The organism is Aureibaculum luteum (assembly GCF_003449015.1).
GTDB classification, from domain to species: Bacteria; Bacteroidota; Bacteroidia; order Flavobacteriales; family Flavobacteriaceae; genus Aureibaculum; species Aureibaculum luteum.
On the sequence record NZ_QRGD01000001.1, the window covers coordinates 728787 to 748684 of the forward strand.

The following is a 19898-nucleotide window of genomic DNA, read 5'->3' on the forward strand; positions in this document are numbered from 1 at the left end:
ACAAACACTACCTATGCAGCGAATACTATTTTTATTGACAATTATTCTTTTTACATCATGTTCTAAAAAAGAAAATTCAACCTTCACATTACAGGGTAAGATTAATAATTCCGAAAATAAGTATATCATTCTACAACAAGAAAGTGATATAGAACGAAAAGTTTCTAAACTGATAGATACCATAAAATTAGACGAATATGGAAATTTTGAGTACGCACTTAATGATGAGTCGCACTACTATACTTTAGTACTTAATGAAAATGAAAATATACCATTGGCAATAGCTAAAGATCAACAAATTACAATAGAAAATATTAATTCAAAATCTTTGGTTACCGGTTCAAAAGATACCGACTTGCTTAATGCGTATGAAAAGTTGCGAAAAGAATCTTTAGAACGTTTAGTTAACTCCATCAGGAAAAAAATTACCGCTGAAAACAAATCTGAAAACCCAAACCCTAAAACCATTGATTCTTTAGGTAAATTAGAGTTAAAAAATTATGATTTGCATTTGGCAGAATTAAACACTTTTATAAAGGATAAAATGGGAACTAGCATTGCCATTTACCCTACCTCATTGCGATGGAAAGATAATAATATTAAATTCTTTGATAGCCTAACAACTGCGTTTGAAACTGCTCATCCTGATTTAGCTATTTCCAAAAAATTAAGAGAAAAAGTAACGCGATTACAACAAACAGCAGTAGGCGGAAAAGTACCAGGTATTGTAATGACAGCAGCCAATAAAGATACTGTTAGCCTTTTTTCTATCACCGAAAAATATACGTTAATCGATTTTTGGGCAAGTTGGTGTGGACCCTGCCGAAGAGAAAGTGACATCTTAAATAAATTGTACGAAAAGTATAAAGACAAAGGCTTTACTATTTACGGGGTGTCTTTAGATACCAATGAAAAACAATGGACCAATGCCATGGCTAAAGACCATAGAATTTGGGCAAATGTATCTTCCTTACAAGGCTTTGAAACACCAGCCGCTTATAATTTTGCAGTAACTGCGTTACCTATGAACTATTTAATAGACAGTAAAGGAATAATTATTGCCAAAGATTTACATGCTGAGGAGTTAGAAAAATTGGTTGATCAAGTAATGGCGAACTAATTATTTCAGTGCTGTTAATTCTAAACTGTTATTTTCTGAATGATGAAATACGCCTGTAATAGCTTCTTTTGCAGCTAACTTTTCAGTTAGCTCATCACATAAATTAGCACAATCTATTGTAGTTCCATCTAATAACTCAAAAGTTGAATGGTCGGACTTTGTAAAAAAAGGTTCAAAAAAACTATCGTCGTAAGTTCTTGACAAAAGAATTTCAAAAGAAATATCAGAAGGTGCCTTTTCTTTACCTATCTCTTCAATAAGTTTATACTTTACTGAACCTCCGTCTGCCATAAGATTTCCTATAATTTCCTTTTCTACCTTTAACGTGTATACATAACCCAATTCATAGTCAAAACCTTCTATTCCATTATAAAAAAAATACCAATCATCACCTCCAATAGCTACGTCTTGTTGCACCAAAAAAAATTGATAAGGAATCATCGAATTACCAGATTGCTTAAAGTGATTCACTTTTAGGGTTACAATTTCCACATCATCATCACTTGTACAAGATGCTACTGAAATTAAACATGCAATAAAAAGAATCATGGAAAAGCTTATAAACTTCATAGAATTGAATTTATAAGTAGATACTAAATTAAAAAAAGGGTTGCTTAGTTTATGATTTAAACTTATTTCAACATGGCATTCCAACCTTGAGCCGTCAATTCTATTTTTTGATTGCCTCGTGTTATCAAATTCATTCCTTCATCTTTTTCAGTAATGTGACCTATAACAGTTAAATGCGGATTTGCCTTTATTTTAGGATAATCTGCCGTGTCAACTGTAAAAAGTAATTCATAATCTTCACCACCACTTAAAGCCACTGTTGTACTGTCCAATTTAAATTCTTCACAAGTTGAAATTACCTGTGGGTCTAAAGGAAATTTATCTTCAAACAAATTACAACCCACTTCACTTTGGCTACAAATATGAATAATTTCTGACGACAAGCCATCGCTAATATCAATCATAGAAGTAGGTTTTACATCCAGCTCTTTTAGCAAATTTGGGATGTCTTTTCTAGCTTCTGGTTTTAGCTGACGCTCTACCAAGTAGGTATAATTATCTAACTCAGGCTGTGCATTTGGATTGGCTTGAAAAACTTGCTTTTCACGTTCTAAAACTTGTAATCCTAAATAAGCAGCACCTAAATCTCCGGTAACCACTATTAAATCATTAGGCTTTGCTCCATTTCTATAGACAATATCTTCTTTATTGGCCTCTCCAATTGCTGTAATACTTAGCAACAAACCTTTTGTAGAAGAAGACGTATCACCACCTATTAAATCGACATTATATGTTTTACAAGCTAAGTGAATACCCGCATACAATTCTTCAATAGCTTCTAAAGGAAAACGATTAGAAACTGCCAATGAAACCGTAATTTGAGTAGCCTTGCCATTCATGGCATAGACATCAGATAAATTAACCATAACAGCCTTATAACCTAAGTGTTTTAAGGGCATATAAGACAAATCAAAATGAACACCTTCTATCAATAAATCAGTAGTTACCAAAATCTGTTTGTCCTTAAATTCCAACACAGCAGCGTCATCACCAACTCCTTTTATGGAAGATGTATGTGTTAACTTAACCTGATCTGTTAAGTGTTTTATTAATCCAAACTCTCCTAATTCAGCTAATGAGGTTCTTTGTTCGTTTTTATCTTCTAACATAATATTTTTTTGTCCTTAAGCGTGAGGCGTAGCATCTTTTATAATTATATTCCGCATATAATAGATTCTTGAATACGCTATAATTAATTATTTTTCTTTACTTCTATATCATTTAAAACCCAATCCAATTCAGGGTCTATCTTGTTTAATCTATCTTCTATGGTTGGTAGTATTTCTACATCTGGTTGTATTCCATATCCATCAGGATCCATTACATACGGTGCCTCAATTTGAGCGAGACCAATATTCATTTTTACTTTTGAGTTAGGCAATTCAATATATTTAAATAAACCAGCAACGGTTCCATTATAAGCACCACCTGTTTCTTCGCCCACAAAAGTAGCTCTTTTATTGGCATGTAAATTTGTAGACAAGATAGAAGATGCAGAAAATGAAGCTCCATTAATCAACACATACATTTCTCCATTAAAATGTAAAGGATCTGGTTTTTTTAGGTTAGCACTAGAAAATGAGAAATAGGTTTTTCCTTCATTTTTTCCAGATTTAAACAAATTGTGTATGGCTACAAAAGGGGATAACAACACGGCTCCAATTTTTACAAATGAGGAACTGTTTTTTGATAACATTGAGGTTAAAAAAGGCTGCCGTGTTAAGACCTCAGACTTTTCAATTAACTGGTATTCTTTATCTGTTAAATACGAATATAATTTATCAATTTCGTCAAGCCTACCGCCCGTATTATCTCTTAAATCTAAGATTAAATACTTCGTTTTTAACGAGTCTATTTTAGCAAAACTTTCTTTATAAAAATTTTTATAATTTCCGTTACCAAAGCTGCGTATTTTCATAAATGCAACACTACTATCCTTACCTATAAAATTTAAATTTCGAGTATATCTATTTCTATCTTTTTCAAAACCATAAATATAATCTCTATCCTTCTTTTGTTTCTGCTTCAGTTTTAAATCTTTCTTTTCTTGATCAGTTAGTTTCTTTGGTTTTTTCGATAGTGAATCTATTTCCTTTTTCCCTTTTACAGAATCTTTAGAAATTCTTCTAAACATTTTCGTAAAGACAGAATCTTCTTTTTTTAATGTGATTGAAAGGCTGTCTACAAACCCTTTATCTTTATAATAAAAACCAGAAAAGCGAGAGGCTATTATTCTATTCTGAAAGGTGTTGTTATAACCGTCTGATGAAAATAATTTTTTATATTTTTTAAAAAGTTTATAAATATCTTCTCCATTTATTTTGACTGCCTTACTACCAACGATGGTAGAATCTAACCCCCTTGTATCTACAATCCACAAACTGTCATTTAAGTATTCAAAATCTAAAGCATAAAACTCAAACTTATTTTTATTTAACGCCTTTCTTTCTTTACTAGTGAACCGCTTTAATGGAGGACTAACCGTAATATGTCCTTGTCGAACTTCTGATACAACTGGAGCTAATTTTTCATAAAATTGCTTACTTGTTAAAGGCGAAACAATGGTATTTTTTAAGCTATCAAATTTATAATCTAGTGTAGGTTTTGGTATATATTGATATAACCGAGGATGTAGTTTTTGTAGTTTCTTATACGCCACATTTACATCTTTTTTTAAACTACGTGCAGAATGATTTACAGCAATTTCTTCGTTATAAGATTTAACACTTACACAAGAAAATAGCAATAAAAAAACACAAAAATATAAAAGTAGTTTTTGCATAAAAGATGGGTAAAGCACAAAAATAAAAGGAAATTTTATAATGAACTGATTTATATTGGTACTTTTAAAGTCCAAAAATACTATTTATGCCGCTAAAGCAAAACATATTAACACTTCTTTTCATTTTTGGAGGTTGCTTTGCCTTTGCACAACAAATGGAACTATCAACCATTATTGAAGCCGAAGCAAAAGCGGCAACTAAATTAATAAATTATAAAGCCAATATTAATACTGCAAACTACGATGTTACGCATCATAGAATGGATTGGGTTATTGACCCTGCCATTGCTTTTATCAATGGTGATGTAACAACTACCTTTACTGCTCTAGAGAATTTAAGCACTGTAACTTTTGATTTGGATGATAACATGTTGGTGTCAGCAGTTTCAGAAAATGAAACCTCTTTAGCCTTTTCTCAAAATGCAAATGATGAATTAATTATTACTTTACCGCAAACATTATTACAAGGAGAATCTACAGCCATAAAAATTACATACAGTGGTAACCCACAAAGTTCAGGCTTTGGCTCTTTTGAACAAACTGAACATAATGGAACGCCTATCATTTGGACACTTTCTGAACCTTTTGGAGCAAAAGGTTGGTGGCCGTGTAAACAAGACCTCAACGATAAAATTGACAGTATAGATGTGTATTTAAAAACACCAGAATTATACACTGCTGTCTCTAACGGATTAGAGCAAAGTCAGACCTTAAATGCGGGGCAAAAAACCACACATTTTAAACATAAATATCCCATTCCGGCCTATTTAATTGCCATAGCGGTAACAAATTACAGCACGTATAATCACACCGTGGCTAATAACGGAAATCCGTTTGAGATTGTAAATTATGTATACCCTGAAAATTTAGCATCCGCCCAGAGCCAAACTCCAGTAACTGTTGAAATCATGAATTTATTTACGGAGTTGTTTGAGGAATACCCTTTTGCAGATGAAAAATATGGCCATGCTCAATTTGGATGGGGTGGCGGCATGGAGCATACCACCGTTTCTTTTATGGGTAGCTTTAACCGAGGATTAATTGCTCATGAATTGGCACACCAGTGGTTTGGGAATAAAATAACCTGTGGTAGTTGGAAAGATATTTGGCTCAATGAAAGTTTTGCAACGTATTTAGCAGGAATTACCATTGAAAATTTGGATGGTGAACCCAGTTTTAAAAGTTGGAGGACAAGCTCCGTAAATCAAATTACTTCTCAGCCCGATGGTTCTGTTTATTTATCTGATATTGATACAACAAATGTCAGTAGAATATTCAATGGTCGGTTATCTTATACCAAAGGATCGATGGTTTTACATATGCTCAGAAAAAAATTAGGAGACGTTGTTTTTTTTCAAGGAATGAAAAATTATTTAGCAGACCCCAACTTAGCATACAGTTATGCGAAAACTCCTGATTTTATAGCAAATATGGAAAATGCGAGTGGAGAAGATTTATCAGATTTTTTTGCAGATTGGATCTATGGAGAAGGTCATCCAAGTTACTCAGCAACATGGGTTCAACCTGAAAATGACGAAATAAAAATCACAATAAATCAAACGCAAAGTCATGCTTCTGTAAGTTATTTTGAAGCTTCAATTCCCGTTCGAATTACAGGAACCAACAACGAAATTTTAGACGTAGTTTTAAATAATACCACCGACGGTCAAGAATTTACAGAAACGGTAAGTTTTCAAGTAGCTCAAATTCAAATTGACCCAGATGTACATTTAATTTCAACAAATAATACTGCTGTTTTAGGAATTGATAATGAAATATCCTCGCAATTCAACGTTTTTCCCAACCCTGTAACGAACATACTTACAATAACCACGACAGGCCTTACGAGTATTGAAAATATTACCATCTACAATACATTAGGTCAGATGGAACGTGAGTTTACTACTTCAGAAAATATTGATGTTTCTACGTTAACAAATGGCTTGCATTTTATTAGAATAAAAACGGATAAAAACACCATCAACAAATCCTTTTTAAAGCAATAATTATATGGGATTAATGCATTCTATTTTAGACAACGCTTTTAAAAACGCCAAACCTTTAACCATAAATAAAGATTCTAAAATTATACTTTTTAGTGATCTACATAAAGGGGACAATAGTTATGCCGATGATTTTTTGCATAATATGCTTATTTATCAGCATGCTATAAAAGAATACTATGACAATAATTTCACCTATATAGAATTAGGTGATGGAGTAGAACTCTGGGAAAATTATTCTTTTGAGCCTATTTACAAGGCCCATAAAAGTTCGTTTGAGTTATTAAAATTGTTTTATGATGATGATAGACTGTATATGCTTTGGGGAAATCACGATATGATTTTTGGAGATCCGTTAACGGTAGAAAAAATGTTATATAAAATATTTCCGCCTAAAAACATCAAACAAAAAGAGCGTCTTTTTAATTTGGAATATCACGAAAGTATGTTGTTACAAATTGAAAATACAGACAAAAAAATATTCTTAATCCATGGGCATCAAGCCGATTGGTTCAATTATAGGTTTTGGAAAGTGAGTCGTTTTTTTGTACGCTATTTATGGATGCCTTTACAGAAATGGTTTAACGTAAAAGACCCTACGAGTCCTGCAAAAAACAACACTACACTCAACAGAATTGAGAAAAAATTAAAAAACTGGATGTTGAAAAATGACAATCAAATGGTGATTGCCGGTCATACACATAGACCGCGTTTTCCAGATCCGGGACTCTTACCCTATTTTAATGATGGTAGTTGTGTACATCCAAATTCTATTATTGGACTTGAAATTGAAAATTTAGAAATTACCATGGTAAAATGGCATTTTGAAAAAGATGAGGATGGGCAAAATAATATTGTAAAAACGGTATTAGCTGGACCACAAAAATTGGAATTGTATTTGTAAAAACGAATAGTTACCCAACGAATTTTCATAATACTTTTTTTACTGCCAACTGAAAACTGCTACTGCTAACTAAAGTCCTCTCTCCGCTTGAATTTGCTCGTATGCTTTTTGTATTTGTCTAAACTTTTCTTCAGCACCTTTTTGATGAGCTTCACCCAAGTGTCTTAACTTATCTGGATGGTGTTTTTTAGCCATTTTACGATAGGCTTTTTTAACCTCATCATTGGTAGCTGTTTTCGTTATTTCTAAAATCTTATAGGCAGTAACACTACTATACGATGTTGAGGATGAAGACGAAGATGAAGAACCATAAAACATTGCTTTAATAGATTCAAAATCGCGACTGCTAATATATAAATAGGTTGAAATACGTTTTATAGCATCAATTTCTGATTGACTAACAGAACCATCTGATTGAGCAATACCAAACAAAAAATGTAATAATTGCAATCGCGAAGCATGGGTCATATGTTCCCTGATTTGCATACATACTTGCCGTGTAGGAATAGTACCTTTCTTTCTTATTTCATTAAATAATTTAAAGGAATTATTCGCACGCTCTTTACCATACATTCTAACAAAGTTATCACGTACATAATCCATTTCTTTTTTGCTCGATCTACCATCTGCTTTAATCACTACAGCAGCAAGTACCAACAAACTAATTTCAAAGTCACCACCAGCCGTTTTTGTTGAATTTCTAGAGCCTTGACCCAGCGTATTCATATCCCCTTCAGTAAATCCATCTACTAAACTACCAACAATAAAACCTAAAATACCACCTATAGGTCCTCCTACAGACCAACCTAAGGTAGCACCTATCCATTTTGAAAAATTCGACATAAAAAATAATCAATTAAGGGGTCAAAGATACATTTATCTTAGAACTATTCTTAATAATGATTATCTTTGCCATTCAATTTAAAAAAGAAAAGAATATGTATCCAGAAGAAATAGTAAAACCAATGCGTCAACAATTAGTAGATGCTGGTTTTCAAGAATTAAAATCTGCAGACCAAGTTGACGCTATATTAAGTGAAAAAGGTACCACTTTAGTAATGGTAAATTCAGTGTGTGGTTGTGCAGCAGGTACTGCAAGACCAGGAGCTATTTTATCAACTACAAGTGATAAAAAACCAGATCATTTTACAACTGTTTTTGCAGGAAATGATGTTGAAGCAGTGAATAAAGCGAGAGAACATATGATTCCGTTCCCTCCATCTTCACCTGCAATTGCATTATTTAAGGATGGTGAATTGGTGCACATGTTAGAACGTCATCATATTGAAGGTAGAACTGCTGAAATGATTGCAGAAAATTTAGCAGGAGCTTATCAAGAGTTTTGTTAAACCTTACAATTTAACCTTCTTCATTCTTTTTACTTAAGTTTTAGTAAAAAGAATGAAGAAGGATTTTTATTAAAAACATGAGAAAATTATTAGCCTATCCTTTATCTGTTATTTATTACCTGTGTTTTGGATTAACACTGTTAATATTTCATCCTATTTTATGGATTAGCAATAACGTATTTGGCTACAACGCTTTAAAGAAAAGTGTTGATCTGTTTAACTTTTTCTTATTGCGATGTTTAAATATTTTAGGTACTCGTTTTACGTTTACCAATCCAAATGATATAGAAATTAACCAACCCTTGATTATTGTTTCCAATCATCAAAGCATGTACGATATATCACCTATAATTTGGTATATGCGTAAACATCATCCTAAATTTATTAGCAAGGCCGAATTAGGCAAAGGCATACCGAGTATTTCTTATAATTTACGCCATGGAGGTTCTGCATTAATAGAAAGAAAAAATCCGAGACAAGCCATTACTGCCATAAAGGAATTTTCAGTTTCTGTTATAAAAAATAATTGGGCTGCTGTAATTTTTCCAGAAGGCACAAGAAGTAAAAATGGGGTGCCTAAAGATTTTCAAAAAAGAGGATTGTTAACTTTATTTAAAGAAATACCTGAAGCTACTGTTGTTCCAATTTCTATAAATAATTCTTGGAAAACAGTACGTTACGGAAAATTTCCAATGGGCATAGGCACGCACATAACCATTACAGTACACAAACCAGTAAAAATTGCTACCTTTACGGATAAGGAGCTCTTAATAAATGAAGTTGAAACCACCATAAAAAATGGTGTTCATCCATAAAATATATATATGTCGTTAAAAAATAAAAGATTAGAAGTAATGCGATTTTTGGAAAAAGATGTTGATGCATTGATTCAAAAATATTTAATCCCAATAGATAAAATTTGGCAGCCTTCCGATTTCTTACCTAATTCTGAAGGTGATAATTTTTTTAATGAGGTTACTGAAATACGTGAACTAGCAAAAGAATTACCTTACGATTTTTGGGTTGTTTTAGTTGGTGATATGATTACTGAAGAAGCACTACCTACTTACGAGTCTTGGTTAATGGATGTTGAAGGTGTAGATCAAGTTGACACCAACCCTTGGGGAAAATGGGTGCGTCAATGGACAGGTGAAGAGAATAGACATGGAGATGTGCTGAACAAATACCTGTACCTTTCTGGAAGGGTAAATATGAAAGAAATTGAAATTACCACACAACATTTAATTACTGATGGTTTTGATATAGGCACAGACCGTGACCCTTATAAAAACTTTGTGTACACCAGTTTTCAAGAATTGGCAACCTATGTATCTCATAACAGAGTAGCCAAATTGGCAAAAGAAAAAGGCAATAAACAATTGGCCAAAATGTGTCGTATTATTTCTGGTGACGAAATGCGTCATCACAATGCGTATTCTGAATTTGTAGAGCGTATTTTTAAAGTTGATCCTAGCCAAATGATGTTGGCATTTCAATATATGATGAAGCAAAAAATTGTTATGCCTGCACAATTTTTAAGAGAATCTGGAGACAAAATTGGTACTGCTTTTGAAGAATTTTCAAATACGGCACAACGAATAGGTGTTTACACTTCTTTAGATTATGTTGACATTCTAGACAAACTTGTAAAACGTTGGGAAATTGATAAGATTACTGACCTTTCAGATGAAGCTGAAAAAGCAAGGGACTATTTAATTAACTTACCTGCAAGAATGTTACGCCTAGCGGAACGTATGAAAATTCCTGAAAATTCTTTTCAATTTAAATGGGTAGAACCAGCGACCAAATAGATTCAATATATGGATCAAAATCAAATCATCTCTAAGACCATTGACTTTGTAAAAGACAAATTAATTGGGGCAGAAGGAGGCCATGATTGGTTTCATATTGAAAGGGTATATAACAATGCCCAATTGATTTCTAAAACAGAGAATGCTGACAGTTTTATTGTTGCTCTTGGTGCGTTATTGCATGATATTGCTGATGCTAAATTTCACGATGGTGATGAAACTATTGGTCCAAAAGTAGCACGTGAATTTTTATTTCAACAAAATATTGATAGCACAATAATTGAGAATGTTATTAAAATTATTGAGAATATTTCTTACAAATCATCGCTTTCTAAAAGCCAAAATAGATTTACATCAATAGAACTTGACATTGTACAAGATGCAGATAGACTAGATGCTATTGGAGCTATTGGTATTGCACGTTGTTTTAATTATGGAGGTTTTAAAAACAGGGAAATATACAACCCTGATATTGCCCCGAATTTAAACATGACCAAAGAAGAATACAAAAACTCAACAGCACCAACTATTAATCATTTTTATGAAAAATTGTTGTTGTTAAAAGACAAAATGAATACCAAGTCTGGTAAAAAAATAGCTAAAAAAAGACATGTTTATATGCTGAAATACTTAGACCAATTCGATGCAGAATGGAATGGCGAAAAGTAAATTTTACGTTGTGCTTTTCTCAATTTCATCAACCAAATTCACAATTTCTTGAGGGATTGTACTTTCATTAAACGTTGCTCCATAAATTTTACCATCAATATTTAATTTTACGTCATACACAAAAGCATCCGTAAGATTTTTATTTTCATTGACTAAATTTGGGTTATTCAATACCTTTTTTAAGTTTTCTTTTTGTTGAATATCAATATCTAATTTGCCTTCATATTCTCTTTGAATATTTGCAAAACCGCCACTTATATGAATATTATAGAACATACTAAACAATTTGAGCTAGACCAACTTCCGAAAAACTTTTTGTAATTACCTCAACGGATTTTATATTCACTTTTTTATCATCTGATAATTTTTTTGAGACCTTCAATAGATTATCTAACAAATCATTAAAATTAGCAGTACGCCATAGCACTTTTAAGGTTTCAAACCATATTAAGGCACTATCATCAATTCCGATTTCTAAAGCAGATAAATAAAAAGCTTTGTTCGGAATACCAGAATTAATATGTACGCCCTCATTATCATCGGTACCTGTATATAAATTATCCATATGATCAGGCTGATTGTCAAAATCATTTGATGTGCCCGGTGCCTTCATAGACCTAATGGCTTTACCAGGAAATTTATCTGTTACAATTAAATCGCCTATCAGCCAATCGGCACAAGTAACATCTTGTTTTAAATACTTTTGTTTAACAACTGTTCCAAATACATCTGAAAAATGTTCATTTAATGCTCCTGGTTGTGATTTGTATTCTAAATTTGCCAAAAACTGGGTAACCGCATGCATTAACTCATGTGCAACAACATCGATAGCCTTAGTGAAATCTTTAAATTGGATGCCATCACCTTCTCCATAAGTCATTTCGTCACCATCCCAAAAGGCATTGTTATAATTTTTTCCATAACGGATGTTAGAAATCACATCCATTCCATTATCATCAATTGAGTTTAAATTAAACGTGTTTTTAAAATAATCTTTTACATATCCCGACATATCATAAACTTCATTGGCAATAACATCATCAACTTCATCATCATTTTCTTTACGGATAAGCTCAACACGTTGTTTATATAAATTTAAACTATCATAAATATATCTTTCGCCTTTTCCTGCTTTTTCCTCTTGGATTAAGAGATTATTTAAAACGGTATTTCGTTTTAGTAATATACGTTGTGCATCATTCAATGTTTTCTTGCAACTTGTATTTCCTCTTTTGGCAAGTTCTTCAAGAATATGAGGGGGAATAATTGAACACTGAGCTTTAATACACATAAGAAGCGATTTTATACTAAATAACTACTTTAATAAGCTTTTTAGTATTTATAAAATACTCTTTAATATATATTTAACACTTAAGTACTTACAATAAAAAGACCTGGAGATATTAAAATTTCACAGGTCTTTTTTTTAGCTATTGAAATTAATTGTCAGTTTAACACAGGTGTTACTGTATATCCTTCGTCTTTTAATAATTGTATTACTCCTTTTTTACCACCTAAATGCCCAGCTCCTACAGCATAAATCACTTTTTTATCTTTAGAAATTTCAGGTATTTTTTTTACCCAATTCTTATTTCTATTCAGTAATAAAGCATCAATCATTTTTTCATCGTTATCAAAAGATTTCAACGTAAAATTATATAAAGAATCTATATTTTCAGACTTGTATTTTGCGACCATTTTTCCGTAAAGTTCTTTTGTCTCCTCAGGATCATCTAACATTTCAACTAAATCATCTAATTGTTCTTCATAAGGAATACTATCAAAAACTGACATTTGATCATTTACCGTTTCCAAACCCTTCAATTCTTTTTTAGCTGCTTTGGCCATCCCGATAAACGTCATTTCGTAACTCGCTACTTGTTTACCCATAAATGAAGACATAATAGTAGATGACATATACAAAGGCTTAAATTTATTAAATTGTGCAAAGCCCATACCTACATTTTCTTTTAAATAACTATCTAAAAGCTTGTACTCTGTTGAATCTACATGGTTAGACAGAAGATCTTGTTCTCCCATCATCATTTCTTGCATCATTTCCCGCATCATTTCAGGACTATCCATATCTAACTCCAAGTAAATTTCATCTGTACTTTCAAAGGCATCTTTTACCTTCTGAGGCATAGAAAAATCTTTTTGAGGCATCATATGTATGGTACCAAAAATATATGAAGTTTGGATATTGTCACCTTCAATTTTCCACAACAGACTGCTTTTATCTTGTGCCTGAACTGCTGTAATTAAAAAGCATAACAATGTAAATATTGTTACTATTTGTTTTTTCATTTTTTGAGTTTTTTAGTATGTTAAAAGTACATCACTTTATGTTGTAATGTTACTTTAATTAAAAAGTGGGAAAACCAATATGGAAATCCCACTTTTAAATGTGTATTTTCTATTTTAATTTAGTGGTAATTTTTGCATTACCCATGGCAGGTACAACTTGTTCAATTTGACTTGCTGCTTTTTTATCTACGTCAATTAACATTGTAGTTGAGTCCTTATCATTTTCTACATTAGAAATGATAACTTTCCATTGATTATTTTCTTTTCCTGTCACTTCTAACTTCATAGTATTCAATTTTTGTGACATCACATCAAGACTATAAAAAGAGGTCTCATACCCTTCCGCTAACGGCAAACGAGCCACCAATAGATCATATCCAGCTCCATTGGTTAAATACGCTCCTTCTACTGGCATATCTTTGGTTTTACCCATCATGGTAAGCGAAATAGTATCTTTTGTATAGTTAACCTCAAAAGTTTGACCACCCTGTGTAATAACTCTTTTAACGGGAGTCATGTTTTCTAAATAAACTACGTCTTCACTGTTTCCCATTGCCGATGTAGATGCATCTTTAATAACCCATTGTGTCCCTTCCTTTTTAATTTCACGTGTTAATTGCATCGGTATGTTCTGTCCTTGAACTTCTATGGTAACATCATATTGATTTGTCGACGCTTTTAAGTCGTTACTTAAAGCAGGTAGTGTTGCTGCAACAGCTACTTTTTCTACTTTAGTATATACTACTTTAGAAACATCTTGAGTAATTTCACCCAATCTTTTTTCAACGGCCTCACTCATATCTTTTTGATATCTACCACCTAAATGTTTGGCTAAGAATTTCTCAATTGAAACCCACATTGCCATATTGTTATTTGGCTTTCTAAACCCGTGACCTTCATCATCTGCTAAGATATATTCCACATCTTTTCCAGAATCTCGCATTGAAACCACAATCTGATCACTTTCTGCCTGCTTTACTCTAGGGTCATTTGCCCCTTGAATAATTAATAACGGCTTTGTAATTTTATCAGCACTAAATAAAGGACTTGCTTCCGTAATTAGTTTTTTACCTTCTTCCGTTTCAGGGTCTCCTGTCATTTCATATAAACTTTTTCTAAAAGATTCCCAATATGCAGGTATAGATTCTAATAAGGTAAATAAGTTACTTGGCCCTACAATATCAACACCACAAGTGTAAACTTCTGGAGTAAATGCTAAACCAGCTAAAGTTGCATAACCACCGTAACTTCCACCCATAATAGCTACTCTATCTTTATCTGCAACACCATTACCTATAAAATGCTTTACACCCCACGTAATATCATCTTGCATCTTTTTACCCCATTCTCTATCTCCTGCATTTAAGAATGCTTTTCCGTAACCACCACTAGCTCTAAAATTTGGTTGTAATACGGCATAGCCTCTGTTTGCTAAAATTTGAGCATAAGGATTGTACCCCCAATAATCTCTCGGTCCTTTTGGACCTCCATGTACTAAAACGACAAGCGGTAAATTCTTTTTTGCTACGCCTACTGGTACAGTTAAATAACCAGGAATTTCTAATCCGTCACTACTTTTATAAGAAACAGGTTCCATTTTAGCTAAATGTTGTTCTACTTCTTTTAAACGTGGTCTTGGTGTATATTGATGAATCAACTTTTTAGTATCCCAATTAAAATAGTAGGTATCAGAAGCCGAATTATCACTACTTGTTGAAATCAACATTTGCTTATAATCTTTTGTAAAACTTGCAAAGCCAATTTCTTTACCTTTAAATTTCTTTTCTAAGTAGTTATACATTTTTTCCCACTTCTTATCTTTCCAAAGACGCTCTCTTTTATCGTATGTGTATGATGTATATATAATTTCGCGTGTATTATCGTCTATAAACATACCTCCAAAATCTACTTTATTTTTAGGGTCACTCTCCATTTTCTCAATCTTTTGAGTTTGTGGATCCATTGTATAAAGCGTAGAAAAGTTTACATCTCCTTTATTAGAAACCAAATACATTTTAGTATTGTCTTTGTTCCAACCTGCTACATAAGCTTGTTCTTGTAAATTAGTTTCGTATATCTTCGTAAATTTATTATCGCCATCTATACGGTGAATTTCAGAATGACCAGCTTCATTAGTTCTATACGCTAATCGTGGATTTTCATCCCAATCAAAGTTCCAACTGGTTATTCTATTGTTATTTTCATACAACAAATCTAATTTACCTGTACTTATATCTAGTTTATATAAATCATGCCAAGCTTTATCTCTATCATTAATACCCACCATCAATTCATTAGGGTTCTTTTTACTCGCTTGATAAATTTGAGCGGTTACATCCTTCATCGGTGTTAGGTTTTTAGAAACTGGCACACCGGTTTCTTCCTCAGCTTCAGCATTCGGGTTTACCGCATAAATATTATAGTTCTCATCGCCCTTATTGTCTTTTACAAATAAGATCTTTGTACCATCATAAGTCCATGAATAACCTCCTAGTGGCCTTTCATTATTTGTCAATGGACGTGCTTCATCGAAAGGTTGATCAAATTTTTTCACCCAAATGTTCATTATTCCGTTGTATTCTTTTAAGAAAGAAATCCATTGTCCATCAGGGCTCAATTGCCCACTAGATATTTCAGGGTTTCCAAAAAAGATATCACGATCAATTATAGGTACATCGTTTTGTTGTGCATTTGCATTTGGTATTATCAGGGTAAATAGTGTCAGCATTATTAATAGTTGTTTTTTCATTTTTAATAATTTAAAGTTAGTATATGTTTTATTTTATTATCGACTTACAGCATAGTAAATTACATAAATCCAACTAAATACGCCATGCAATATAGCCCATAAAATCGATTTATTCCTTTCCCAAGAAACAGTTACAGCAATTACGCTACCCAGTCCTACTCCATTTTTAATAACCGTTTGTTGTATTTCTGGAGTAATTGTACTCTGACTGTAACTATCTAACGAGAACAACAATAGTACTGCTGTTAATTTTAGAATATTTTTTATTTTCAGTTTATTCATTCTATTTTTAATTAAAGGTTGCATAATTTTCTATTTAATTTTTAAAGAATTACGGCTTCTATGATTTTGATGATTGCATCTATTACTATTAGTATCATTTTTTATAAATTTTAAGTTAGTTATTGGATTACACCATTTCTTATGGTTATTATTTCAGTATTTTTTTTGTTATTCAATTCTATGGTTAAAAGGTCAAAATCTTTAAAACCTTTTACTTTTTTGTTTAAAAGATCATTAATGCGGATTGCTTCACCTTCAAAAGATTGATAATCACAATCAATCATTTGATATTCTGCCTTTTCAGTCGACAACCCCTCTTTACCAAATTGCAATCCTTTTGCATAGATAATCTGGTTTATCTCCGTGCAATCGCAATTTTCTTCGAGTACTTCGCTAATTAAGTCTGATCTATCTGTAGCATCTTGATAGCCATCTAAAAACCCTTTTATCATTACGGCTATAGCAACAAGTACTACTGCCATAATTACTGTTGTTGTTATATTTTTCTTTTTTGTCATGTGTTCTACTTTTAAGTGATTATAATATTTAACTATTCGGTTTCTAATATTTCACAGTACAATTAAACCCAACACCTATCGCACCTACTTTCTCCCAATCACCTTGACTAACATCTCTAATAATCATTTTGTTTCCTAAAAATGCCGCTGAAAAAAACAGCTCGTCCTCAGGTTTTGGTTCTTCAATCAATTCAAGTGTACAATAGATATCATCTTTCACAATAATGTTATACGCTTCTAGGTTCAGTGTAAATTCGCCTTCTTTTACATTAATTGGAAAAATTATATTCTGATTTACAATTTTCTCATAAGGAAGTCCATCTTTTATGCTATAGAAATTTATACGGTATTTCAGTGTATCATTACTATTTGCAGCTATATTGGTATGAAAGCTTTTAATATAGGTTGGACTATTGTTGATTTTAATTTTTGTTCCAATTTCTTGTCCAAGCGTAATTTCTGTAAATCCGATTCTTACCTTTTTAGATTTCGATTTATTTCCTATAACTTTTTCTTTTAATTTTTTAGCGGTTAATACAACTTCACTCAATGTAGTAACATCAGGATAAAGTAAGATCTCTGAATTAGTCTTTAACATCTTCAAAAAATCACGGACCAGAATAGATTTTGATTTGTAGCCAATTGAGGATAGTCTAATGGAATCATTAAATACATTTGATTTTGTTTCAAATTCAAACTTACCTTCAAAATTAGTTACAGTTCCAATACTCTTATTAATGATTCCAATATTCACATAAGGGATAGGTTCGTCGGTTTCAATATCTTTTATAACTCCCTCTGCAAAATTTTGTGCGAAAAGAGACATTGTACAAATGAATAAAATGATGCTTATTATAAATTTCATGCTATTATAATTTTTAGTTGTTTATTGTTGTTTGATTTCTGAAGCAAATAACCTTCTAAATAATAGGTTACACAAGCAAAGCTACCCCAGTTTTAGAAAAATGGGGATAATAATTTGAGTTTAAAAATCTGTTTATCAGTGCCTTATCTTGATGTGAAGCTTAGCAAACGAACGCGTCATTTGGCAACCCTATATTTATAAATTTAGGGTAAAAGAAGTGTAAAAACTAGTTCTCTAGGAAAGTGAATTCAGTTGTTTGATGTAAAATGAAGGGTTTAAACCTGTACGTAATTTGAAGTATTTTGCAAAAGAATCTGCACTTTTATACCCTATCTCTTCAGCAATTGATTGCACAGAAAAGGAACGAAATCGATTATCATTTTTCAATCTTAATACTGCATAGTTAATTCGCAAATCATTAATATAGGTATTAAAATTTTTCTCGTAATGTGAGTTTATTACTTTAGAAAGGTAAGTTGTATTGGTCTTAATTTTTTTAGCAATAGTATAAGAATTGCAATCTTGTCTTAAAAAATATTCTTGTTCTTTTAAGGTTTGTAAGCCTGCCAATATCAGATGAGTTGTTTCTTCATTTACCTCTGCCGAGACTTTTTCTTCAAGCACTTTATCTTTGGTGTCTATGATTTCAAACGTAGCTTTTTCTTCCTGATTAAATTTAGCCAACAATACATTGAACTTTTCTGTATTTTTCTTTTTCTCCTTAATCAAATACCCAATTATAAAGATCAACCCTAAAACAAAAATTAAAATACTCCCTATAATATATTGCAGTCTATTTTTTTTTGATGCTTCTACTTCTTTCAATTCTTGCATCTCTTTATCATGAAAAGTTGAGACCAAAGTATCTTTACCTTTTTCTAGAGTCGTCAGATTTAAAATAAACTTTTCGTAATATTCATTTGATTTTTCAATATTACCGGCTTCTTTATATACTTTAGCTAACAACTTATAATCATTAACAAGAAACATTTCACTTTGCTTTTTTATTTTAACCTCAATCCCTTCTACTAAGGTAGTAATAGCTTTGTCATATTTTTTTAAGTTCAAATAACACTCTCCCAATTGTAAACTTACATTTGCAGGTCCTGTGCTAGGATCATATTCATAACCAACCCTTTCAGCTTCTTTTAAATAAAGTAAAGCTTTATTATATTCTTTTTTTTCTAAATAGACAAATCCTAATTGGGCCTTATAACGCAATTTAGCATTCAAATTTATAGTGTCCATATTCTTTTTTACACCTTCTTCTAAAATCCAAAGTGCAGAATCTTTTTCCTTAAGTGCTATATAAATCCTACTTATATTAACTGCAAGAGCCGATCTTCTGTTTTTTTTCCAATCTTCATTTACAGAATCTATGCTTTCGATAACTTTAAGTAAATTCTTATTGGTAATCAATCCCTTTTTATAATTGCCTGACCCTAAATGTAAGTACGCAATTCTTGTTGGTATAACATATTGCTTATAAAATTCTAAATTGTGCTTCTCCGCAATTGCAGTGCTTTCATCATAATAAGTCATCGCTTTTTCAAATTGACCTAAATAACCATAACACTTACCTAATTCAACCAATATTCTCAACTCATTATCAACAGTTTTAACAGATGCATACTTTTATCTGATAGATCGATTTTCCTTAAAAATTTTAATTCTCTTTCAAAAAAGACTGATGCTAGTTTTAAGTTGATCATATGTCCATTATAATTAGCAATATTATCTAATGCTTCTATAATTTTAAGCGTATCTCTCGACCCTTCTGCTAAAACCAATTGTTTTTTTGAAAAATCTAACGCTTTTTGAAAATCTGTTTCTTCATATTTTGCAATAGAATCATTGAGTATTTGGTATTTCTTTAAATTATCTTCAAGGTCTTGAGCATAGCAAAAAGTAGTGTTTAATGAACTAAAGCATATTAAAAGAATTAGTATTTTAAAAAAGTTTTGCATAA

The 19898-nt window shown here is 31.8% G+C and carries 20 protein-coding genes; 7 read left to right on the forward strand and 13 right to left on the reverse strand.

What is annotated here, in order from left to right:
- Positions 1–13: 13 nt before the first annotated feature.
- The gene (locus D3P13_RS03230; RefSeq protein ID WP_117879846.1) at positions 14–1120 is read left to right on the forward strand and encodes a TlpA disulfide reductase family protein; all 1107 of its coding nucleotides are present in this window, start codon (positions 14–16) and stop codon (positions 1118–1120) included.
- Here the strand turns inward: D3P13_RS03230 and D3P13_RS03235 are convergent, their stop codons facing one another.
- The 3 genes from D3P13_RS03235 to D3P13_RS03245 all read right to left on the reverse strand — a co-directional run bounded on the left by D3P13_RS03235 (position 1121) and on the right by D3P13_RS03245 (position 4472).
- The gene (locus D3P13_RS03235; RefSeq protein ID WP_117879847.1) at positions 1121–1690 is read right to left on the reverse strand and encodes a DUF4377 domain-containing protein; all 570 of its coding nucleotides are present in this window, start codon (positions 1688–1690) and stop codon (positions 1121–1123) included.
- A 62-nt stretch (positions 1691–1752) separates the two neighbouring features.
- On the reverse strand, positions 1753–2799 hold the full coding sequence (gene thiL, locus D3P13_RS03240; RefSeq protein ID WP_117879848.1) for a thiamine-phosphate kinase: 1047 nt from the start codon (positions 2797–2799) through the stop codon (positions 1753–1755).
- An 83-nt stretch (positions 2800–2882) separates the two neighbouring features.
- Entirely contained in the window at positions 2883–4472 is a 1590-nt protein-coding gene (locus tag D3P13_RS03245) for a S41 family peptidase (protein ID WP_117880246.1), read from the reverse strand.
- 86 nt (positions 4473–4558) lie between these two features.
- Between D3P13_RS03245 and D3P13_RS03250 the strand changes: the two genes are divergently transcribed.
- Together D3P13_RS03250 and D3P13_RS03255 are read left to right on the forward strand one after the other, a co-directional pair.
- Positions 4559–6478, forward strand: coding sequence for a M1 family aminopeptidase (locus D3P13_RS03250; protein WP_117879849.1), 1920 nt, complete (start codon positions 4559–4561; stop codon positions 6476–6478).
- A gap of 4 nt (positions 6479–6482) precedes the next feature.
- The gene (locus tag D3P13_RS03255; RefSeq protein ID WP_317124788.1) at positions 6483–7379 is read left to right on the forward strand and encodes a metallophosphoesterase; all 897 of its coding nucleotides are present in this window, start codon (positions 6483–6485) and stop codon (positions 7377–7379) included.
- Between the two features lie 69 nt (positions 7380–7448).
- Here the strand turns inward: D3P13_RS03255 and D3P13_RS03260 are convergent, their stop codons facing one another.
- Complete coding sequence (locus D3P13_RS03260) at positions 7449–8222, reverse strand: TerB family tellurite resistance protein (RefSeq protein ID WP_117879850.1); 774 nt, start codon at positions 8220–8222, stop codon at positions 7449–7451.
- 95 nt (positions 8223–8317) lie between these two features.
- On the opposite strand from D3P13_RS03260, the gene D3P13_RS03265 reads away from it, so the two are divergent.
- The 4 genes from D3P13_RS03265 to D3P13_RS03280 all read left to right on the forward strand — a co-directional run bounded on the left by D3P13_RS03265 (position 8318) and on the right by D3P13_RS03280 (position 11208).
- Complete coding sequence (locus D3P13_RS03265) at positions 8318–8728, forward strand: BrxA/BrxB family bacilliredoxin (RefSeq protein WP_117880248.1); 411 nt, start codon at positions 8318–8320, stop codon at positions 8726–8728.
- Positions 8729–8805: 77 nt separating this feature from the next.
- On the forward strand, positions 8806–9543 hold the full coding sequence (locus D3P13_RS03270; protein ID WP_117879851.1) for a lysophospholipid acyltransferase family protein: 738 nt from the start codon (positions 8806–8808) through the stop codon (positions 9541–9543).
- Positions 9544–9552: 9 nt separating this feature from the next.
- Positions 9553–10539 (forward strand): acyl-ACP desaturase, encoded by a 987-nt coding sequence (locus D3P13_RS03275; protein WP_117879852.1) that lies wholly within the window; start codon positions 9553–9555, stop codon positions 10537–10539.
- Positions 10540–10548: 9 nt separating this feature from the next.
- Positions 10549–11208, forward strand: coding sequence for an HD domain-containing protein (locus D3P13_RS03280; protein ID WP_117879853.1), 660 nt, complete (start codon positions 10549–10551; stop codon positions 11206–11208).
- A gap of 3 nt (positions 11209–11211) precedes the next feature.
- Here the strand turns inward: D3P13_RS03280 and D3P13_RS03285 are convergent, their stop codons facing one another.
- The 9 genes from D3P13_RS03285 to D3P13_RS03325 form a co-directional block, all read right to left on the reverse strand.
- Positions 11212–11484, reverse strand: a complete 273-nt coding sequence (locus tag D3P13_RS03285; protein WP_117879854.1) for a protealysin inhibitor emfourin — start codon at positions 11482–11484, stop codon at positions 11212–11214.
- Between the two features lies 1 nt (position 11485).
- Positions 11486–12499, reverse strand: a complete 1014-nt coding sequence (locus tag D3P13_RS03290; protein ID WP_117879855.1) for a M4 family metallopeptidase — start codon at positions 12497–12499, stop codon at positions 11486–11488.
- Between the two features lie 155 nt (positions 12500–12654).
- Entirely contained in the window at positions 12655–13515 is an 861-nt protein-coding gene (locus tag D3P13_RS03295; RefSeq protein ID WP_117879856.1) for a TraB/GumN family protein, read from the reverse strand.
- Between the two features lie 109 nt (positions 13516–13624).
- On the reverse strand, positions 13625–16264 hold the full coding sequence (locus D3P13_RS03300) for a S9 family peptidase (protein WP_117879857.1): 2640 nt from the start codon (positions 16262–16264) through the stop codon (positions 13625–13627).
- A gap of 36 nt (positions 16265–16300) precedes the next feature.
- Positions 16301–16570 (reverse strand): hypothetical protein, encoded by a 270-nt coding sequence (locus tag D3P13_RS03305; RefSeq protein ID WP_232829121.1) that lies wholly within the window; start codon positions 16568–16570, stop codon positions 16301–16303.
- A 95-nt stretch (positions 16571–16665) separates the two neighbouring features.
- Entirely contained in the window at positions 16666–17064 is a 399-nt protein-coding gene (locus D3P13_RS03310) for a hypothetical protein (protein WP_117879858.1), read from the reverse strand.
- A gap of 43 nt (positions 17065–17107) precedes the next feature.
- Positions 17108–17929: a carboxypeptidase-like regulatory domain-containing protein gene (locus tag D3P13_RS03315; RefSeq protein ID WP_117879859.1), complete on the reverse strand. Its 822-nt coding sequence runs from the start codon at positions 17927–17929 to the stop codon at positions 17108–17110.
- Positions 17930–18163: 234 nt separating this feature from the next.
- Positions 18164–19531 carry a helix-turn-helix domain-containing protein gene (locus tag D3P13_RS03320; RefSeq protein WP_117879860.1) on the reverse strand — a complete coding sequence of 456 codons (1368 nt, stop codon included), beginning with the start codon at positions 19529–19531 and terminating at the stop codon, positions 18164–18166.
- Entirely contained in the window at positions 19528–19896 is a 369-nt protein-coding gene (locus D3P13_RS03325) for a hypothetical protein (protein ID WP_117879861.1), read from the reverse strand. The genes D3P13_RS03320 and D3P13_RS03325 overlap by 4 nt, the downstream gene beginning before the upstream one ends.
- Between the last annotated feature and the right edge of the window lie 2 nt (positions 19897–19898).

What these genes read in the sequence shown, in the direction of transcription:
- D3P13_RS03230 (WP_117879846.1), top strand. Translation starts at nt 14, where the DNA reads ATGCAGCGAATACTATTTTTATTGACAATTATTCTTTTTACATCATGT.
- D3P13_RS03235 (WP_117879847.1), bottom strand. Translation starts at nt 1,690, where the DNA reads ATGAAGTTTATAAGCTTTTCCATGATTCTTTTTATTGCATGTTTAATT.
- thiL (WP_117879848.1), bottom strand. Translation starts at nt 2,799, where the DNA reads ATGTTAGAAGATAAAAACGAACAAAGAACCTCATTAGCTGAATTAGGA.
- D3P13_RS03245 (WP_117880246.1), bottom strand. Translation starts at nt 4,472, where the DNA reads ATGCAAAAACTACTTTTATATTTTTGTGTTTTTTTATTGCTATTTTCT.
- D3P13_RS03250 (WP_117879849.1), top strand. Translation starts at nt 4,559, where the DNA reads ATGCCGCTAAAGCAAAACATATTAACACTTCTTTTCATTTTTGGAGGT.
- D3P13_RS03255 (WP_317124788.1), top strand. Translation starts at nt 6,483, where the DNA reads ATGGGATTAATGCATTCTATTTTAGACAACGCTTTTAAAAACGCCAAA.
- D3P13_RS03260 (WP_117879850.1), bottom strand. Translation starts at nt 8,222, where the DNA reads ATGTCGAATTTTTCAAAATGGATAGGTGCTACCTTAGGTTGGTCTGTA.
- D3P13_RS03265 (WP_117880248.1), top strand. Translation starts at nt 8,318, where the DNA reads ATGTATCCAGAAGAAATAGTAAAACCAATGCGTCAACAATTAGTAGAT.
- D3P13_RS03270 (WP_117879851.1), top strand. Translation starts at nt 8,806, where the DNA reads ATGAGAAAATTATTAGCCTATCCTTTATCTGTTATTTATTACCTGTGT.
- D3P13_RS03275 (WP_117879852.1), top strand. Translation starts at nt 9,553, where the DNA reads ATGTCGTTAAAAAATAAAAGATTAGAAGTAATGCGATTTTTGGAAAAA.
- D3P13_RS03280 (WP_117879853.1), top strand. Translation starts at nt 10,549, where the DNA reads ATGGATCAAAATCAAATCATCTCTAAGACCATTGACTTTGTAAAAGAC.
- D3P13_RS03285 (WP_117879854.1), bottom strand. Translation starts at nt 11,484, where the DNA reads ATGTTCTATAATATTCATATAAGTGGCGGTTTTGCAAATATTCAAAGA.
- D3P13_RS03290 (WP_117879855.1), bottom strand. Translation starts at nt 12,499, where the DNA reads ATGTGTATTAAAGCTCAGTGTTCAATTATTCCCCCTCATATTCTTGAA.
- D3P13_RS03295 (WP_117879856.1), bottom strand. Translation starts at nt 13,515, where the DNA reads ATGAAAAAACAAATAGTAACAATATTTACATTGTTATGCTTTTTAATT.
- D3P13_RS03300 (WP_117879857.1), bottom strand. Translation starts at nt 16,264, where the DNA reads ATGAAAAAACAACTATTAATAATGCTGACACTATTTACCCTGATAATA.
- D3P13_RS03305 (WP_232829121.1), bottom strand. Translation starts at nt 16,570, where the DNA reads ATGCAACCTTTAATTAAAAATAGAATGAATAAACTGAAAATAAAAAAT.
- D3P13_RS03310 (WP_117879858.1), bottom strand. Translation starts at nt 17,064, where the DNA reads ATGACAAAAAAGAAAAATATAACAACAACAGTAATTATGGCAGTAGTA.
- D3P13_RS03315 (WP_117879859.1), bottom strand. Translation starts at nt 17,929, where the DNA reads ATGAAATTTATAATAAGCATCATTTTATTCATTTGTACAATGTCTCTT.
- D3P13_RS03325 (WP_117879861.1), bottom strand. Translation starts at nt 19,896, where the DNA reads ATGCAAAACTTTTTTAAAATACTAATTCTTTTAATATGCTTTAGTTCA.